This is a genomic window from Bacteroides sp. 1001136B_160425_E2 (assembly GCF_015559655.1).
GTDB classification, from domain to species: domain Bacteria; phylum Bacteroidota; class Bacteroidia; order Bacteroidales; family Bacteroidaceae; genus Bacteroides; species Bacteroides luhongzhouii.
In genome coordinates, this window is record NZ_JADMQH010000002.1 from 185,724 (window position 1) to 201,427 (window position 15,704).

The following is a 15,704-nucleotide window of genomic DNA, read 5'->3' on the forward strand; positions in this document are numbered from 1 at the left end:
ATCAATTTATTTATGGGGAAAAAGAAAGAATACAAAGAGGCCAATCGGCGATTTCTGAAAAACCTGTCTTTTCAGGAAGGCGTTTTTGCGTTGCCGTGTGGAATTTATTACAAAGTTTTGGAGACTGGCGAAGGTACGATTTCTCCGGGCGCACGGAGTATCGTTACCGTGCATTATAAAGGAAGTCTGATTGATGGCCGGGTATTTGATAATTCTTATGAACGTACTTGTCCCGATGCCTTACGTCTTAGTGATGTAATAGAAGGGTGGCAGGTAGCACTTCAGAGAATGCACGTTGGAGATAAATGGGTAATCTATATACCTTATGCAATGGGATACGGTATTAAATCGTTTGATTCTATTCCTGCTTACTCAACATTGATATTTGAAGTGGAACTGCTTGGAGTTGCATAGAGGTGAGCTATATACAATTAGATGCATGGATATTTTTCTTTTAGCTTCTTCATAAAAGACTTGCTTACTTGTAAAAGTTCCATCTCGTTAAATGGAGGCAGCAATATGCAACTGTTGTCTTCAATCGAAGCCAGATAGCTTATATTTATAATGTATGACTGGCTAATTTGGATCAGATAGGGATGCAGACTCAATATTTTTTGTGAGTTTGTATTTCTTTTTAGTGTTAAGATATGATTGTTATTTAATACAGCTTCCCATAGTTTGCTTTTGGAGTTATATCGGAAATAACCAATCTGTTCTAAATGGATTAGTTGTAAGTTTCCGGTTATTGTAGTATATAAGAAGATGTTTTTTTCTTGATCTTTTTCAACGTTGATGTGATTGCAATTATCAATATTCATATTCTGTTTATCTTATGTATATAATTAGTTTATTAATGATGCTAACGTCGTAGTTTTATTTTGCTTCAAAAGTAACGGATTGGTTTTACTTGCAAAAATAAAAAGTGTCTCATTCTTGAAATGAGACACTTTTTACTATTAAGAATAGTGCTTCTTAAAAGGAGGTATTATTGTTCTACTCTTTGATTATCAATGAATTTACTGGGTGATATACCGTACTTCTCTGAAAAGTTCCGGTAGAAAGTGGCGCGGGAAGTAAAACCACATGCGAACATCAGTTCTTTCACGTTACTCTTTGGATTTTCGGCGGCTAACTGTCTGAAATATTCCAGCCGAAGATAATTGATATATTCCCGGAAACCCGTAAAACCCTGACTCTTGATTGCTGCTGAGATGGTATGTTCTTGTTCATTTAAAGATTTGGCTAAAAGTTCGATGTTATACCGTTGATCGGTATAGGGATGTTGTTCCTGAAGATAGGTTTCAATTGTTGAGAAGAGTGGGAGAGGATGGGATCTTTTTTCAACTTGTGACATTATCGGTTCTTTCGTATTCTCTGCGTTATGAACCATGTCTATATGGTCCGAAAACGGGTTTTCGTAGCGTAAGTATTGTATGGAAAATAGGACCGTAAAAACGATTGCCATAATACCGAACAGGTTGAAAATAAATTCATTGATATTTAGAGTGAACAAGATATATATGCCTAAGAATACGAATAGAAAACCGATGAATAGATACATGTTTTTATTCATTCTGCGGTAGGTTTTGTTATTCATCATAGGGTAAATGAGAAGAGCGAGCGGGGTAAAAACAGATAGAAAGAATATAAATATTCTAAGTTTTATGTCCATCTGATCGATGTTCGGAATGATTTCATTTATGGAATTAATCGGAGTAATATTTCCATTAAAACCTAAATAGCTAATCCCTACAGTTATTGTAACGATAGGTAATAATAGGAAAGTGAATACTCTGAAATGGTTCAGATACCCTGGTGATAAAGAAGCAATAGGGAATAAGGCTACGATATTTGCCAAGGCATACCACTTGAGCATTTTCTCGATGTTGAGTAATTCTGTGAAGTTGTATTCCGGAGTGTCTGTGACAATTGTCAGCCATCCGATATTTTCCCATGAAAACATGATACCGATACCGGTAGCTATAATTCCCCAATATAATTTCGGATAATTGTCTTTGGCGCGTATGATAAGAATGATGCCTATGATTAAAGCTATCAGATCGAGTGTAAGTTCAATAGATAAGTGTATTATTCCCATATTTTTGACGTGTTTCTATTCTTTGCAGTATATACATAGGTATTTCTTTTGCAAAGGTAGCCAAAAATAGAGATATTCGGTAATAAAAACATGCAGCTTTGGAGAAACTTAGTAATGCTGACCTTTCTTATACTTCCTTTATTTCCTTAGATGAACCATCTTCTGCCAGTTCTTTAATCTCTTTATTCAAAAACACAGAAAGTACAGTTCTTACTACAACAACTCCACCCAAGATCGCCAGTTCATCCAAAGTAGGATCAACTACAGTTTTCAGTATGTCGGATGCGATTAGAAATTCCAGTCCCAGTAAGAGATAACTGCCGAAATCCGCCCTAAGTTGCCGGATATTATTAATGGTATAAGTTCCGTTGAACCGTTTTATCTCATTGTGCAGGAAGGCTATAAAACCAACGAGCACACCATAGGTCACAATCAGTAGACTGATGACACTGATGATAGTGGCGAGTGTATTTAAGAATGTGAGTAGCATTGTTGTATAATGTTTAGTATCTGTTATATAAACAATCGAAGTTATATAATAGTTCTCAAATGGATCTTTCGTTAGGATTGAGTTCTTAATCTAATATCATAAATAAATGGATAAAGAACATATTTCAAGAAATGCTTTTTGCAATCTATGGCTTTTTAGATAATAATAATGGGCCACGATGTCTTATAATAAATATAGAATGGAAACGCTATTCCAAAAGTTTTTGTTTAAAAAAAAATAGGAGAGTGCTGTATTAAGCACTCTCCTTGTATATGAAGTAATAAATTACTTACTCAAAGCCTGAGCTACGTCTACAGCACAAGCTACTGTACAACCTACCATCGGGTTGTTACCAATTCCCAGGAATCCCATCATTTCTACGTGAGCAGGAACTGATGAAGAACCAGCGAACTGAGCGTCAGAGTGCATACGGCCCATTGTGTCTGTCATACCGTATGAAGCAGGACCTGCAGCCATGTTATCCGGGTGAAGAGTACGGCCTGTACCACCACCGGAAGCTACAGAGAAATATGGTTTGCCAGCAAGAACACGTTCTTTCTTGTAAGTACCTGCAACTGGATGTTGGAAACGAGTCGGGTTAGTAGAGTTACCTGTGATAGATACGTCTACACCTTCTTTCCACATGATAGCTACACCTTCGCGAACGTCGTCAGCACCATAACATTTTACTTTTGCACGAGGACCGTCAGAGTAAGCGATTTCGCGAACAACTTTCAGTTCACCTGTAAAGTAATCAAATTGAGTCTGAACGTATGTAAAGCCGTTGATACGAGAGATGATCTGAGCAGCGTCTTTTCCAAGACCGTTCAAGATACAACGCAACGGTTCTTTACGTACTTTGTCTGCTTTGGCAGCGATTTTGATAGCACCTTCAGCAGCAGCGAAAGATTCGTGACCTGCTAGGAAAGCGAAACATTTAGTTTCTTCGCGTAGCAACATAGCAGCGAGGTTACCATGGCCGATACCAACCTTACGGTCGTCAGCTACAGAGCCCGGGATGCAGAATGCTTGCAGACCGATACCGATAGCTTCAGCAGCTTCAGCAGCATTTGTGCAGTTTTTCTTAAGAGCAATAGCAGTACCTACTACATAAGCCCATTTTGCGTTTTCAAAACAGATAGGCTGAGTTTCTTCACACGTTTTATAAGGATCAAGTCCGGCAGCTTCGCAGATAGCGTTAGCTTCTTCGATGTCTTTGATGCCGTTAGCGTTCAAGGCTTCAATGATACCTTTGATACGACGGTCTTGGCTTTCGAATTTTACTTCTCTAATCATAGTTTCTTTCCTCCTTATATTATTCGTGACGTGGATCAATAGATTTAACTGCTCCCTGTTCTGCTGTTACGCGTCCATAAGTACCTGTAACTTTCTTCAAAGCTTCGTTAGCATCAGTACCTTTCTTGATTTCGTCCATGAACTTACCCATGTGTACGAATTCGTATCCGCAGATTTCGTCGTTCTTGTCCAAGAAGATTTGTTTGATATAACCTTCTGCCATTTCAAGGTAACGAGGACCTTTAGCCAAAGTACCATAAAGAGTACCTACCTGGCTACGCAGACCTTTACCCAAGTCTTCCAAACCTGCACCGATAATCAAACCACCTTCAGAGAAAGCTGATTGAGTACGTCCGTATACGATTTGCAAGAAAAGTTCGCGCATTGCTGTGTTGATGGCGTCGCAAACAAGGTCAGTGTTCAATGCTTCAAGGATCGTTTTTCCCGGAAGAATTTCAGCAGCCATAGCTGCAGAGTGAGTCATACCGGAACATCCGATAGTTTCAACTAAAGCTTCCTGAATGATACCTTCTTTAACGTTCAGTGTCAGTTTACAAGCACCTTGTTGAGGAGCGCACCAACCGATACCGTGTGTCAAACCAGAAATATCAACGATTTCTTTAGATTTTACCCATTTGCCTTCTTCGGGTATGGGAGCCGGTCCGTGGTTAGGACCCTTCTTTACAACACACATGTGTTCCACTTCGTGTGAATAAGTCATAATTAGCTCTTTTTTTAGTGATATAATTAAAAATACGTAGTCACGATTCTCTAAATCGCCCACAAAGGTAGTCGATTTATTTGTTTCTGCAAATCGCCTTTTATTACTTTTTTGTGAAAAGGAACAAATCTGTTTACGTTTTTTCGTCGTTTGTAAAGTCGGGATTGCATTTGTGAAAGATTGAGACCGGGAGAACTATCTATCTTGTGCTTTGTTGTTATTAGAAAATGAAAATTTATGGAACTAAATCAGATAGATATACATTATTTAATAGCGGCAATTTGTGTTATTTCATCTGCGCTTGTGTTTTATACGATAGGTGTTTGGGGAGAACGTCTTCAAAGGAAATTAAAGTTTTGGCATATCATTTTCTTTCTTCTCGGGTTGCTGGCCGATACAGTTGGCACAAGCCTGATGGAGCATATTGCCGAACTGACTCATCTGCATGACGAAATGCATACGGTGACAGGGGTAATTGCTATTCTTCTGATGTTTGTACATGCTTTATGGGCGATATGGACCTATGTGAAGGGAACACCTATAGAAAAGAGGCATTTTAATCGTTTCAGTATTGTGTTTTGGTGCATTTGGCTTATACCTTATTTAATAGGTGTTTATTTGGGGATGCGATTATAATTTACATAATTCATGTCTTGTATTGATTCTTTTGATTTGCTTAGTGTGGTTATTTAAAATAATACTGTATATTTGTGATAACAAATCGAAAGACTATGATACGACGTAGGCTCCGCCTCTTATACCTTTTAACTGGAATGACCTTGTCTGCTTATTCGCAAGGATTGTTATTTCAGGCTAATGATAAACAAATCAAAGAAAGAACTTCTCTTCAGATATTTCAGGAAGAGAAGATACCCTGTTTTACAAAAAACTTTCAGTTAAGTTTCGAACTTTCCATTCGTGATTTTGATACTTTTGGATATGTGTTTTTACTAAAGGAAAATCGGGGGAAAACCAAATATAGCTTTACATATACATATCTGGATAGTGAAAATAGTACATTTAAATTTAATACTGATGGGAAGGAAAATCATTATTCTTTGAATCTGCGGAATGATGCATTAGCTTATCAGTGGATCCCTGTCTCTTTTACATTCGATTTACAACACGACTTGCTAACAATTCGTATCGGAGATTATGAAAAGAAAATCACTTCTTTAGGATTGAAAGATACTTTTTGTCCGCATTTGTTTTTTGGACGTTATGACTATATTTTGGATATGCCCACCTTTGCTATCCGTAATTTGAAACTAGAGGGTGATAAAAAATATTCGTATATATTTCCACTGAATGAGAATGAAGGAGAAGAAGTACATACTTCTACTGGAGATGTGTTGGGTACGGTTGTAAATCCTGTGTGGCTCATTAACGGTTCATATCATTGGGATAAACTTTTTGAATATTCTTTCCAGACTCCTTCTGGGATTACTTTTGAACCGGACAGTCAAAGGTTGATTCTTTTTAGTCAGGATTCACTCCTTACTTTTAATCTGTTGAAACGTCAGCTACAAAAATATTCTTATGCCAATAAGCTTCCTGTTAAAATGCAGTTAGCTACTCATTTCATGAATACGACGGATGGCAAACTTTATGTTTATGAATTGAATAACCTGCCGTTAGGAGATGCTACTGTGGCAGCTCTTGACCTGGGTAAACGGAAGTGGAGGCAGACTGGAATAGCAGCTTTACCAGTACAGCTACATCATCATGATGGTTTTTGGGATGAAACAGTTGGGAAATATCTTGTTTTTGGCGGTTTTGGAAATAAACGTTTTAATAATACATTTTTGGAATATGATATTGAAGCTGACCGATGGGATACCCTTTCATATTCCGGTGACCCGATTATTTCTCGTTATTTTTCCGGCATGGCAGTAAATAAAAATCGAGAACACGTCTATATCTTTGGAGGAATGGGAAATGAATCTGGTGAACAGAGCGTAGGTCGAAATTATCTCCATGATCTTTATTTGCTTGACAGAAAACAACAGTCTGTTCAACGTTTGTGGCAGAAAACTCCGGAGTATCGCTGGGTTGTGGCTCGAGATATGATACTAACGCCTGATGAAAAATATATCTACGCCTTGTGTTATCCCGAATATCTTTCAGAAACCTATTTACAGCTTTATCGTTTGACTATTGATGATGGAACTATAAAAATCCTGGGAGATTCAATTCCGATGCGTTCGGAAGAAATTATGACGAATGCTAACCTTTATTATAATTCACTGACGCATGAATATTATTGCACGACTACAGAATTTGATAAAAAGGGGCATACAGTGATTCGGACCTATGTGTTGTCTGCTCCTCCAGTTTCTTTGGATGAAGTCCGCTCTTACAATTCAAAGTCTTCTTTTGATATTCGCTGGTTATGGATAATAGTAGGAGTTATATTGTTTTTGGGAGGTTATTTGATTGTCCGAAGGAGGCGAAGGAGACAGGCTGATGTGATTCCGGTACAATCGTCCGTGTCATCAGCCGAGAAAAGGAAACCGAATATCCTCATATCTGGAAAAGAAACTTTCTCTAAAAAAGATTTTGAATCATCAATCGTTCGTCCGAATGCCGTTTATTTATTTGGACCCTTTACAGTGATTGACCGGAATGGGCGGGATATTACACATTTGTTCAGTTCCCGTTTACGGCAGGTTTTCATTTATATATTGCTTCATAGCACCCATAATGGCGTCCTGTCTGCTTCATTAAATGAAGTATTTTGGTCTGATAAGCCTGACGATAAAGTTAAAAATCTGAAAGGAGTAACGATTAATCAAATACGCAAGAATCTGACCGCACTGGATGGAGTGGAACTTGTATATGATAAAGGATATTTCAGATTGGTATTTACAGACTGTTACTGTGATTATTTCCGCTTCCGTACTTTGAAGAATGTTGAAGAGGTGGAAAATGAATTAGGCGTTTTACTGATGCGTGGCAAATTTCTTGATGGTTTGGATGTCGGAATGATGGATCATTTCAAACAAAAGATAGAAGAATTCTTGTCTTCCTTTTTACCCTTGGAAATTGAACGTTTGTATCAGGAACATAAGTATGATGCTGTCATTCGTTTTTGCAATGTGCTTTTCCGGGTAGATCCGGTTAATGAGTTGGCATTGGCATATTGTATGCATGCACTTAATAATACGGGTTCGTCACAAGAGGCAATTCTTCAATATTCTTTGTTTGTTCGTGAGTATAAACAAATGATGAATGAAGAGTATTCAATTTCATATGTAGAACTAATGAGTAAAAATCCCCCTTTTCATCGATAAAAAGCTAGTTGGTTAATGATAATTATTCACTTATTAATCCGCTATTAACCCACCACTAATAAGTTGCTTAACCTCGCTACATTATGTTTGCAGCGATGTTATTCACTTATTGTTTTATTTAAAACCTAATACGTATGAGAACAAGATTCTTAATGAAACTTTGTTTATTCGGTTTGTTGGTTTGGTGTATCAGCTCGTGCAAGAGCGATAATGGCGATTCGGTGCGGCCCGTTGCACTTGAATGCATGTATACACATCTGACTGACATGACGAACATGCTTGATACCGCAAAGATTGGTACAAGTGACGGAACTTTTCCTTTGGCAAATGCTCAAAACTTACAAAAGGCTGTTGAAGAATTACAAATCGGTATCTCTAAAGGTATGGCAGGATACTTTGTATTACAGTATGAAATAGATAACTACTGTATCGCGGCTGAAAAAGCTATTGCCGAATTTCAGGATTCTTATCAACAAACATTACAACCGGGTACTCCCGCTGAACTGAAAATATTCGGTATTGATGGAAAGGGGCGTATTGAATTTGGCTCAGATCCGGCCTATGGTGGTGGCAACACATTCACGGTTGAAAGCTGGATGAAATATGATGCCGGCTTCTTTGAGTCGGGAATTGGTAGTTTCCTTTCCACTTTTGACGGAAATCAACCGAACGAGGGATGGATGATCAACTTTTTAGGTTCTAATCTTCGTACAACTATCGGTATGGGACCACAGGAAGGTCGCGTATTGGAAGAAGGACGTGCATATCCTGATAATTTCGGTAAGTGGAATCATGTTGTGACGGTATGGAACAGTACTCTTTCGGAAGGTCAGTTGAAGATGTATGTTAATGGCGAATTATTCTTTAGTAAGACCAATGATGTGAAGAATGATGCCGGAGTATTACAAAACTATATGCCTAACACCCGTAACCAAAATATGTGGGCATTTCAGGAACCGACTGATAACTCACGTTGTATGACCGGATTCATTAAGAAGTTCCGTATGTGGAGTACTGCAAAATCAGCTGATGAAATAAAATCATTGATGAACTCGGATGTGACGGGGACAGAAAGCGGACTGGTGTGTGCATGGGATTTTACAACGGTGGCTGAAGATGTAACCAATATCCCTGATAAGACAGGAAAACATGTTGCAAAAATTGTAGGTAACTACAAGTGGTTTAAAGTTGAGAACTAACCTTAAATATACAGATGGAAAGTATGAAAAATAATATAATAAAAATAAGATCTTTCTTTTTCCTGCTTCTTGTGTTATGCGGGTGGGGAAGTGTACAAGCACAGCAAATGCTTACTGTGAAGGGTGTAGTGGTGGACGCATTAAAAGAACCGCTTCCCGGGGCTAGTGTTCAGGTAGTAGGAATGTCTACCGGTACGGTAACCGATTTAGATGGTAACTTTAATATTCAGGTTCCGAAAGGAAAAACGATAGCTATTTCTTTTATAGGATATGTGACACAGGAACTGACTGTAAATCAAAATCAGACAAACCTTACTATCCAGTTGAAAGACGACTCTAAACAGTTGAACGAAGTAGTTGTAATTGGTTATGGAACAGTAGAAAAGAAAGATTTGACCGGTTCTATTCAATCTGTGACTAGCAAAGAATTAAGCAAACTGGTAACTACTGATGTCACAGAAACACTGAACGGACGTGTAGGAGGTGTGCTTGTGAATAAGACATCCAATCGTCCCGGTTCGGATACAAAAATAGAAATTCGCGGTATTAACTCGTTCAATTTCTCAAATGAACCTTTGTACGTGATTGACGGTGTACCTTCTCAAACAGGAATGCGTCATTTGAACTCTGCCGATATTGAATCTATCGACATATTGAAAGACGCATCTTCCAGTGCTATCTATGGTTCTCGTGGTGCAAACGGTGTTGTGATTATCACTACTAAAGGAGCTAACAAACGTCAGGGATTTAATATTGATTATTCGGGATATGTCGGTTTCAAGACACCTACCCGTATTCCTGAAATGATTGGTAATATGGGTAACGGTTTGGAATATGTAGACTATCGTACCGCTTTGTGGAAGAAAAAATATGGGGATGCTTCATTAAGCCGTCCGGATTTTCTGACAGATGACGAGAAACGTCGTATTAAGTATGGCGAATATTATGATTGGTTGCGCGAATTATCGCAGAATGCATTGACTACCAGTCACTCTATTTCCACCACTGGAGGTACAGACAAACTGTCTTTTTCTTTTGGCTTGGGATATTTGAAGGATGATGGTATGATAGGTGATGAAAGTTTTGAACGTATCACAGCTAATATAGGGTTAGAATATCGTTTCTCAGATAAGTTCAAGACTGGTGTTAATAGCTATGTTTCTTTGAATAATACCAATGAAGGAGCGAATGATGCATTGGTTAATGCATACTTCCTACCACCGACAGTAAGTCCTTATGATAAGGATGGAAGCTACTTGTTTAATTGCCAACCGACTTCCAGTAAGATCAATCCGTTTGTTCAGATAGAAAACAATAAGAGAGAGAAGGAAGCTAATTATACTAACTTCTCCGGTTATCTGGAATATCAACCGATAAAAGGATTGAGCTTTAAATCACAGATTGCCGTTCAGTACGATTCGGATGTTTATGGAGAATGGGTAGGTACAATGACACAAGCCAAAGGAGGACTTAATGCGCCGGAAGCTTACCGGAAGGAAGGACGGAATATGAACTGGGTGTGGGATAATATCATTACTTATGATAAAACCTGGAAGAATATCCATCGTTTGAATGTTATCGGTTTATATAGCGCGCAGAAGGAAACTCATAAAGGTTCAGAAATGCGGGGAGATGGTTTGCCTTATAATTCGGACTGGCATGCAATTGAGACTGCTGAAGAAATCCGTGATGTAAAAAGCTACTATTGGGAATCATCCATGCTTTCTTTCATGGGACGTGCTAATTACACATTGCTGGATCGTTACTTGTTTACTATAACAGGACGCTACGATGGAACTTCCCGTTTGGCTACCGGTAATCAATGGGGATTTATGCCATCGGCTGCTATTGGTTGGCAGATGAAAAATGAGAACTTCCTGAAAGATGTAGACTGGCTGAATAGTTTGAAACTTCGTGTTAGCTGGGGTAGATCGGGAAACAATAGCATCGACCATGATATTACTTGGACAAAGCTGGATCTGGCACACTATATCTATGGGGGAAAAGGTGAAAATGCGTTTGGATTAGGTGATCGGAAAGGTAACAAAAATCTTCGTTGGGAAATGACCTCAGAATGGAATTATGGTATTGACTTCGGTTTCCTGAATAATCGAATTAATGGTACAATTGATGTTTATAACCGTACTACCAAGGATTTGATTTTCGCCCGTTCGGTAGGTAGCCTTAATGGTTATGGCTCTATTCTTGAAAATGTGGGAACATCATCCAATAAAGGTATAGAAATAGGTTTGAACACAGTAAATATTTCTACTAAAGACTTTACTTGGAAAACAAACCTGACTTTCTCTCTAAACCGTAACAAGATTGTAGATCTATATGGTGATAAAAAGGATGATTTAGCCAACCGCTGGTTTATCGGTCAACCGATGAAAGTGATTTATGATTTAGAAAAGGTTGGAATCTGGCAAATAGAAGATAAGGAACTGGCAGCTAAATATGGGCAGGTGCCGGGACATATTCGTGTAGCTGATTTGGATGATAATTATGTAATTGATGAGCGCGACTATAAAGTACTCGGTACTCCGTCGCCCGATTGGACAGCAGGTATGACCAATACCTTTGCCTACAAGAATTGGGATTTATCTTTCTATATGTATGCTCGTATCGGTGGTATTTATAATGATGACTTCACTTATATGTTTACTGCATGGGATAATGAACATTGGAATAAATTAAATGTAAACTACTGGACTCCAGAGAATCGTAGTAACGAGTACCAACAAATCGGCGCACAATCCTATCATACTCAGGTATTAGGTAAGATTTCCGGTTCATTCCTGAAAATACAGAATATCACCTTAGGTTATACCCTTCCGGAAACATGGATGAAGAAAATGAAAATGAAAAATGCGCGTGCTTACATCAATGTTCAGAATCCGTTTACATTTACCGACTATCTCGGCCCGGATCCGGAAACGATTGGTGAAGATGTATACAAATCATTATCGCTCTATCCGATGACCTTTACTTTTGGAGTGAATTTAACCTTCTAAATACTTGAAACCTTATGAAACGAGTAAAAAAACAAATTAAATATTTAGCACTGTTGGCAATATGTTTGCTAAGTGGTTGCTCTGATTTTTTGGATAGTTATAACCCTTCGGCAGTGACAGATGATTTCTATAATACCAAAGAAGGGCAGCGGAAGTTGTTAACTGATATTAATGCACGTTATCGTGATGTCTTTAACACGGGTGAGTTGCAGTATTATGGAACAGATATCTATATGGCAATTTCGGAAGAACCGGCAGAGCGTATGTTTAACGGTTATGACAAGACTTTTAATTCAACAGCTCCCATCGTAGGCGATTACTGGAAAGTTCTCTATAAGATTGTGCAGGAAAGCAATATTCTGTTGAATCGCTGTACGCCGGATATTGCAGGAAGCGATTATACTTCGCTGACTGCACAAGCCCGTTTCTTCCGGGCGATGGCTTACTACTATTTGGTAGAAACATTCGGTCCTGTGCCTTTGCTCACCGAAGAGAACACAAATGTTATCCAGCAGGCAGAGCGTACCGGTGAACAGGCTATCTATACTTTTATCATTACCGAATTAAATGATATAAAAGACAAACTGGAGATGACCACTATTTCGGCCGGAAAGGTAACTAATGCAGCGGTAATACACTTCTTAGGAAAAATGTATCTGACACGCGCTTATAAATCGTTTGCCGAAGCGGATGATTTTTCTAATGCGGCAATGACCTTCGATTTGTTGGTAGAGAATCCGGCTTCAGGTTATGCCTTGCAGGAAAATTATGCAGCTTTGTTTGATGAAAACAATCAAGCCAATTCAGAAGTGATCTGGGCCATTCAGTATGGACTGGATAAGAATTATCGGGGTAGCGGAAATCCGCAACAGGCACAATTTGGATTTAATATTGTTGCATTGGAACCGGATTTGTTTATTAAGAACCAGAACGATTATTCTAATATTTCCCGTAAATACTGGGTGAATCCCAAAGCGCATGAACTTTATACAGATCCGGAAGCAGATACTCGTTATGATGTGACTTTCAAACGTGAATATTACATAAACAACCCTGATAATGCTGATTATGGCAAGTTAGGAATCTATTTTCCCCGCTGGAACGATAAATCGGGCATGAGTAATAATGCGAAGAAGTTTTATCCATTCAAGCAAGATGATGAATATGTGTGGTATCCGCAATCTACAGCACTTCCTGTATTGGAAACGGCTTCAGACCGTATGCCGATGGTACAGAAGTTTAGTGATACTAAGATACAGTGGGGGGAAGGCGGTTCTCGTGAAGATGTCATTTTCCGTTTGGGAGATACTTACCTTTTGTGTGCTGAAGCTTATCTGGGTGCCGGAAACAAAAAACTAGCTTTGGAGCGTATCAACAGTATACGTAAACGTGCTGCTAAAGATGCGGCTGCTTATGAGGCAATGAAATTGACGGATCTGGATATAAACGTAATTATGGATGAACGTGCTCGCGAATTGATGGGAGAACACGATCGTTGGTTTGATCTGAAACGTACTCAAACATTATTGACGCGTGTACCTGCGTACAATCCGTTTGTGGTGAAATATGATAATTTGAATGAAAATCATTTGGTACGTCCCATTCCACAAGATGAGCGGAACAAGGTAGACGGATTAACGCAGAATGAAGGTTATTGATTAATAGTTAACTAACAAATGAAAGAATTAATGATGAAAACAACTATATGTGGTGCCGCACTGCTGTTGAGCCTTACGATGGCTAGCTGTGAAGTGTACGAATCACCGGAAATCAATCAGGGGTTGAATGAAGAAAATAACACGTCCCTTTATGCAGATGCCTATGACCCGATCAGTAATGTAGGTCAATACTATATGCCCGAAATGAAAGTGAAGCCGAAAAAATACTGGAACTGTGTGGAAGTAGTGACGGTAGGCAGTCGCAACGAATTGGGGCAGACGGATAAGATGCGCGGATTGCAGTATCACCTGCTGTGCCAGTCATTGGCAGGATTGACCAACCGTGCCGTGGAACAGGGAAAAAGCGAAATAGCCGTATGGCTGCACGATCACGGTGGCAGTGACTCTTATAAACTCTCCGAACAAGCGCTTAAAGATATGGGTATTCATGAACAGGGAAGGCAGAGCGGATTGGAGCTGGCGCGTAATGATTATGGCCCATCTGATGGAGTAACTATTCAGTTAAAAGGAATGTTCGATGGATATGTTTTAACGGATATTGAGAATAATCCGGAGAGTGGAGTGGTAGCTTCCGTAGCTTCTCATGTTTATAATTCAATAATCGTAGATGTTCGTGATAAAGAATATTATGAAGAAGCCGGATACACCATGAAGTATGATGCAAGAAGCAAAACTACTGTTCAAGCATGGGCTGAGTTCAAAGATAAGTGTAGTAATAAAGCGTTGGTAATCATGCCCGTTCAGACCGGTGAGTTGCGTGAGTTTGCCATCAAGAACGAGTTTTTCGTGCTCAACCTCAATAAGCGTCAGGGCAGTTCGCTTGGCGGACAAAATACAGCATTGCTGAAAGAAATTTTAGCATGGTTGGAACCGAATGCTCCTGTTTTTGGATGGGAACAAGGAGTGAGCGAAGATGCTTTTGTTGATTTGGTTTCCAAGAGCGGACATCCAATGATTCCTTGTGACTGGAGTTACAATCATTCGTTGACTTCTTTACTCTATTCTCAACGACAAAAATCTACATTGGCACATGTTAAGAATCCGCAGTTTCTTGATTATACAAAGAAAAAGAATTTCGTTTCCTTTTTCCTTTCAGATGGTGACAACATACAATGGATGATGAATGACTTCAAAGATTTCTATAATGCGCCAGAGTCGGAAGAAGTACGAATGACGTATGGTATGGCAGCTTCGGTACTTCCAATGATGGCACCGGCACAATTTGATAATCTGTTGAGCCAGCAAAAACCAAATTGTTCTATTTTGGAAATGTTGGGAGGTGGTTACTATTATGTAGACAACTATAGCGAGAATGGCGATCGGGCGAAGAATTTGAAAGTTGTAGCCGAACGTTTGTCCGCTCATATGCGTCAACACCGCGTGAAACTTTTGGGAGTGATGGCTATGAATGTGAAATCTGAAGCTGCTAAAGAAGCATTTCAGGCTTATGTAGATGCGAATGATCAGTTGGAAGGTATCGTGGCACTTCAGTATAGCCCTTACGCAGGTGGTGAAGGAGATGTTATCTGGGTAACAAATAAGGCGGGCTATGATATTCCGGTTATTACAGTGAAATATTCTTTATGGAATTTCGGTAACCGGAACACAGAACGTGAAGGAACCCCTGCATATATTGCCGGAAAGTTGAAACAGGAAGCACAACAGGAAAGTTTTTCTGTAGTATGTGTACACGCATGGAGTAATTTCTCAGATCATGGAAAAACAGAAGATCCGTTGATAGAGAACCAATCCGGTGATATCCGTGGAGCTGGAGCGGCTAAACTCTGTGCAGGACATCTGAATGATACTTTTGAAGTGGTAAATATGCAGGAACTGGTATGGCGTTTACGCATGAGCCAGCGTCCGGAACAGACCAAGAAGTATCTGACTGAAGTATTTTAATTAATCTGGTTT

The 15,704-nt window shown here is 39.1% G+C and carries 12 protein-coding genes; 7 read left to right on the top strand and 5 right to left on the bottom strand.

Annotated features, from left to right (window positions below):
* Positions 1-12 precede the first annotated feature (12 nt).
* Positions 13-414: an FKBP-type peptidyl-prolyl cis-trans isomerase gene (locus tag I2I04_RS02655; RefSeq protein WP_143257276.1), complete on the top strand. Its 402-nt coding sequence runs from the start codon at positions 13-15 to the stop codon at positions 412-414.
* A 17-nt stretch (positions 415-431) separates the two neighbouring features.
* On the opposite strand, the gene I2I04_RS02660 is transcribed toward I2I04_RS02655, so the two are convergent.
* From I2I04_RS02660 to I2I04_RS02680, 5 genes are all read right to left on the bottom strand, one after another.
* Positions 432-818: a LytTR family DNA-binding domain-containing protein gene (locus I2I04_RS02660; protein WP_195654227.1), complete on the bottom strand. Its 387-nt coding sequence runs from the start codon at positions 816-818 to the stop codon at positions 432-434.
* Between the two features lie 167 nt (positions 819-985).
* Positions 986-2,098, bottom strand: coding sequence for an AraC family transcriptional regulator (locus tag I2I04_RS02665; protein WP_195654228.1), 1,113 nt, complete (start codon positions 2,096-2,098; stop codon positions 986-988).
* Between the two features lie 127 nt (positions 2,099-2,225).
* Positions 2,226-2,588 (bottom strand): DUF1622 domain-containing protein, encoded by a 363-nt coding sequence (locus I2I04_RS02670; protein ID WP_195654229.1) that lies wholly within the window; start codon positions 2,586-2,588, stop codon positions 2,226-2,228.
* Between the two features lie 285 nt (positions 2,589-2,873).
* Positions 2,874-3,884: a GGGtGRT protein gene (locus I2I04_RS02675; protein ID WP_005677721.1), complete on the bottom strand. Its 1,011-nt coding sequence runs from the start codon at positions 3,882-3,884 to the stop codon at positions 2,874-2,876.
* A gap of 19 nt (positions 3,885-3,903) precedes the next feature.
* Positions 3,904-4,605, bottom strand: a complete 702-nt coding sequence (locus I2I04_RS02680; RefSeq protein ID WP_007759112.1) for an iron-sulfur cluster assembly scaffold protein — start codon at positions 4,603-4,605, stop codon at positions 3,904-3,906.
* 237 nt (positions 4,606-4,842) lie between these two features.
* On the opposite strand from I2I04_RS02680, the gene I2I04_RS02685 reads away from it, so the two are divergent.
* From I2I04_RS02685 to I2I04_RS02710, 6 genes are all read left to right on the top strand, one after another.
* Positions 4,843-5,241 (top strand): HsmA family protein, encoded by a 399-nt coding sequence (locus I2I04_RS02685; RefSeq protein WP_195654230.1) that lies wholly within the window; start codon positions 4,843-4,845, stop codon positions 5,239-5,241.
* A gap of 95 nt (positions 5,242-5,336) precedes the next feature.
* A complete protein-coding gene (locus I2I04_RS02690) occupies positions 5,337-7,898 on the top strand; it encodes a hypothetical protein (protein ID WP_195654231.1) in 2,562 nt (853 codons plus the stop codon).
* A 134-nt stretch (positions 7,899-8,032) separates the two neighbouring features.
* On the top strand, positions 8,033-9,097 hold the full coding sequence (locus tag I2I04_RS02695; protein WP_195654232.1) for a LamG domain-containing protein: 1,065 nt from the start codon (positions 8,033-8,035) through the stop codon (positions 9,095-9,097).
* A gap of 23 nt (positions 9,098-9,120) precedes the next feature.
* Complete coding sequence (locus I2I04_RS02700) at positions 9,121-12,111, top strand: SusC/RagA family TonB-linked outer membrane protein (protein ID WP_195654233.1); 2,991 nt, start codon at positions 9,121-9,123, stop codon at positions 12,109-12,111.
* 14 nt (positions 12,112-12,125) lie between these two features.
* Positions 12,126-13,769 carry a RagB/SusD family nutrient uptake outer membrane protein gene (locus tag I2I04_RS02705; protein ID WP_195654234.1) on the top strand — a complete coding sequence of 548 codons (1,644 nt, stop codon included), beginning with the start codon at positions 12,126-12,128 and terminating at the stop codon, positions 13,767-13,769.
* 18 nt (positions 13,770-13,787) lie between these two features.
* Positions 13,788-15,692: a GxGYxYP domain-containing protein gene (locus tag I2I04_RS02710; protein WP_195654235.1), complete on the top strand. Its 1,905-nt coding sequence runs from the start codon at positions 13,788-13,790 to the stop codon at positions 15,690-15,692.
* Positions 15,693-15,704 lie beyond the last annotated feature (12 nt).

Coding starts and splice junctions, on each gene's coding strand:
- I2I04_RS02710 (WP_195654235.1), top strand. CDS start 13,788: ATGAAAGAATTAATGATGAAAACAACTATATGTGGTGCCGCACTGCTG.
- I2I04_RS02675 (WP_005677721.1), bottom strand. CDS start 3,884: ATGATTAGAGAAGTAAAATTCGAAAGCCAAGACCGTCGTATCAAAGGT.
- I2I04_RS02690 (WP_195654231.1), top strand. CDS start 5,337: ATGATACGACGTAGGCTCCGCCTCTTATACCTTTTAACTGGAATGACC.
- I2I04_RS02665 (WP_195654228.1), bottom strand. CDS start 2,098: ATGGGAATAATACACTTATCTATTGAACTTACACTCGATCTGATAGCT.
- I2I04_RS02695 (WP_195654232.1), top strand. CDS start 8,033: ATGAGAACAAGATTCTTAATGAAACTTTGTTTATTCGGTTTGTTGGTT.
- I2I04_RS02660 (WP_195654227.1), bottom strand. CDS start 818: ATGAATATTGATAATTGCAATCACATCAACGTTGAAAAAGATCAAGAA.
- I2I04_RS02655 (WP_143257276.1), top strand. CDS start 13: ATGGGGAAAAAGAAAGAATACAAAGAGGCCAATCGGCGATTTCTGAAA.
- I2I04_RS02705 (WP_195654234.1), top strand. CDS start 12,126: ATGAAACGAGTAAAAAAACAAATTAAATATTTAGCACTGTTGGCAATA.
- I2I04_RS02685 (WP_195654230.1), top strand. CDS start 4,843: ATGGAACTAAATCAGATAGATATACATTATTTAATAGCGGCAATTTGT.
- I2I04_RS02700 (WP_195654233.1), top strand. CDS start 9,121: ATGAAAAATAATATAATAAAAATAAGATCTTTCTTTTTCCTGCTTCTT.
- I2I04_RS02670 (WP_195654229.1), bottom strand. CDS start 2,588: ATGCTACTCACATTCTTAAATACACTCGCCACTATCATCAGTGTCATC.
- I2I04_RS02680 (WP_007759112.1), bottom strand. CDS start 4,605: ATGACTTATTCACACGAAGTGGAACACATGTGTGTTGTAAAGAAGGGT.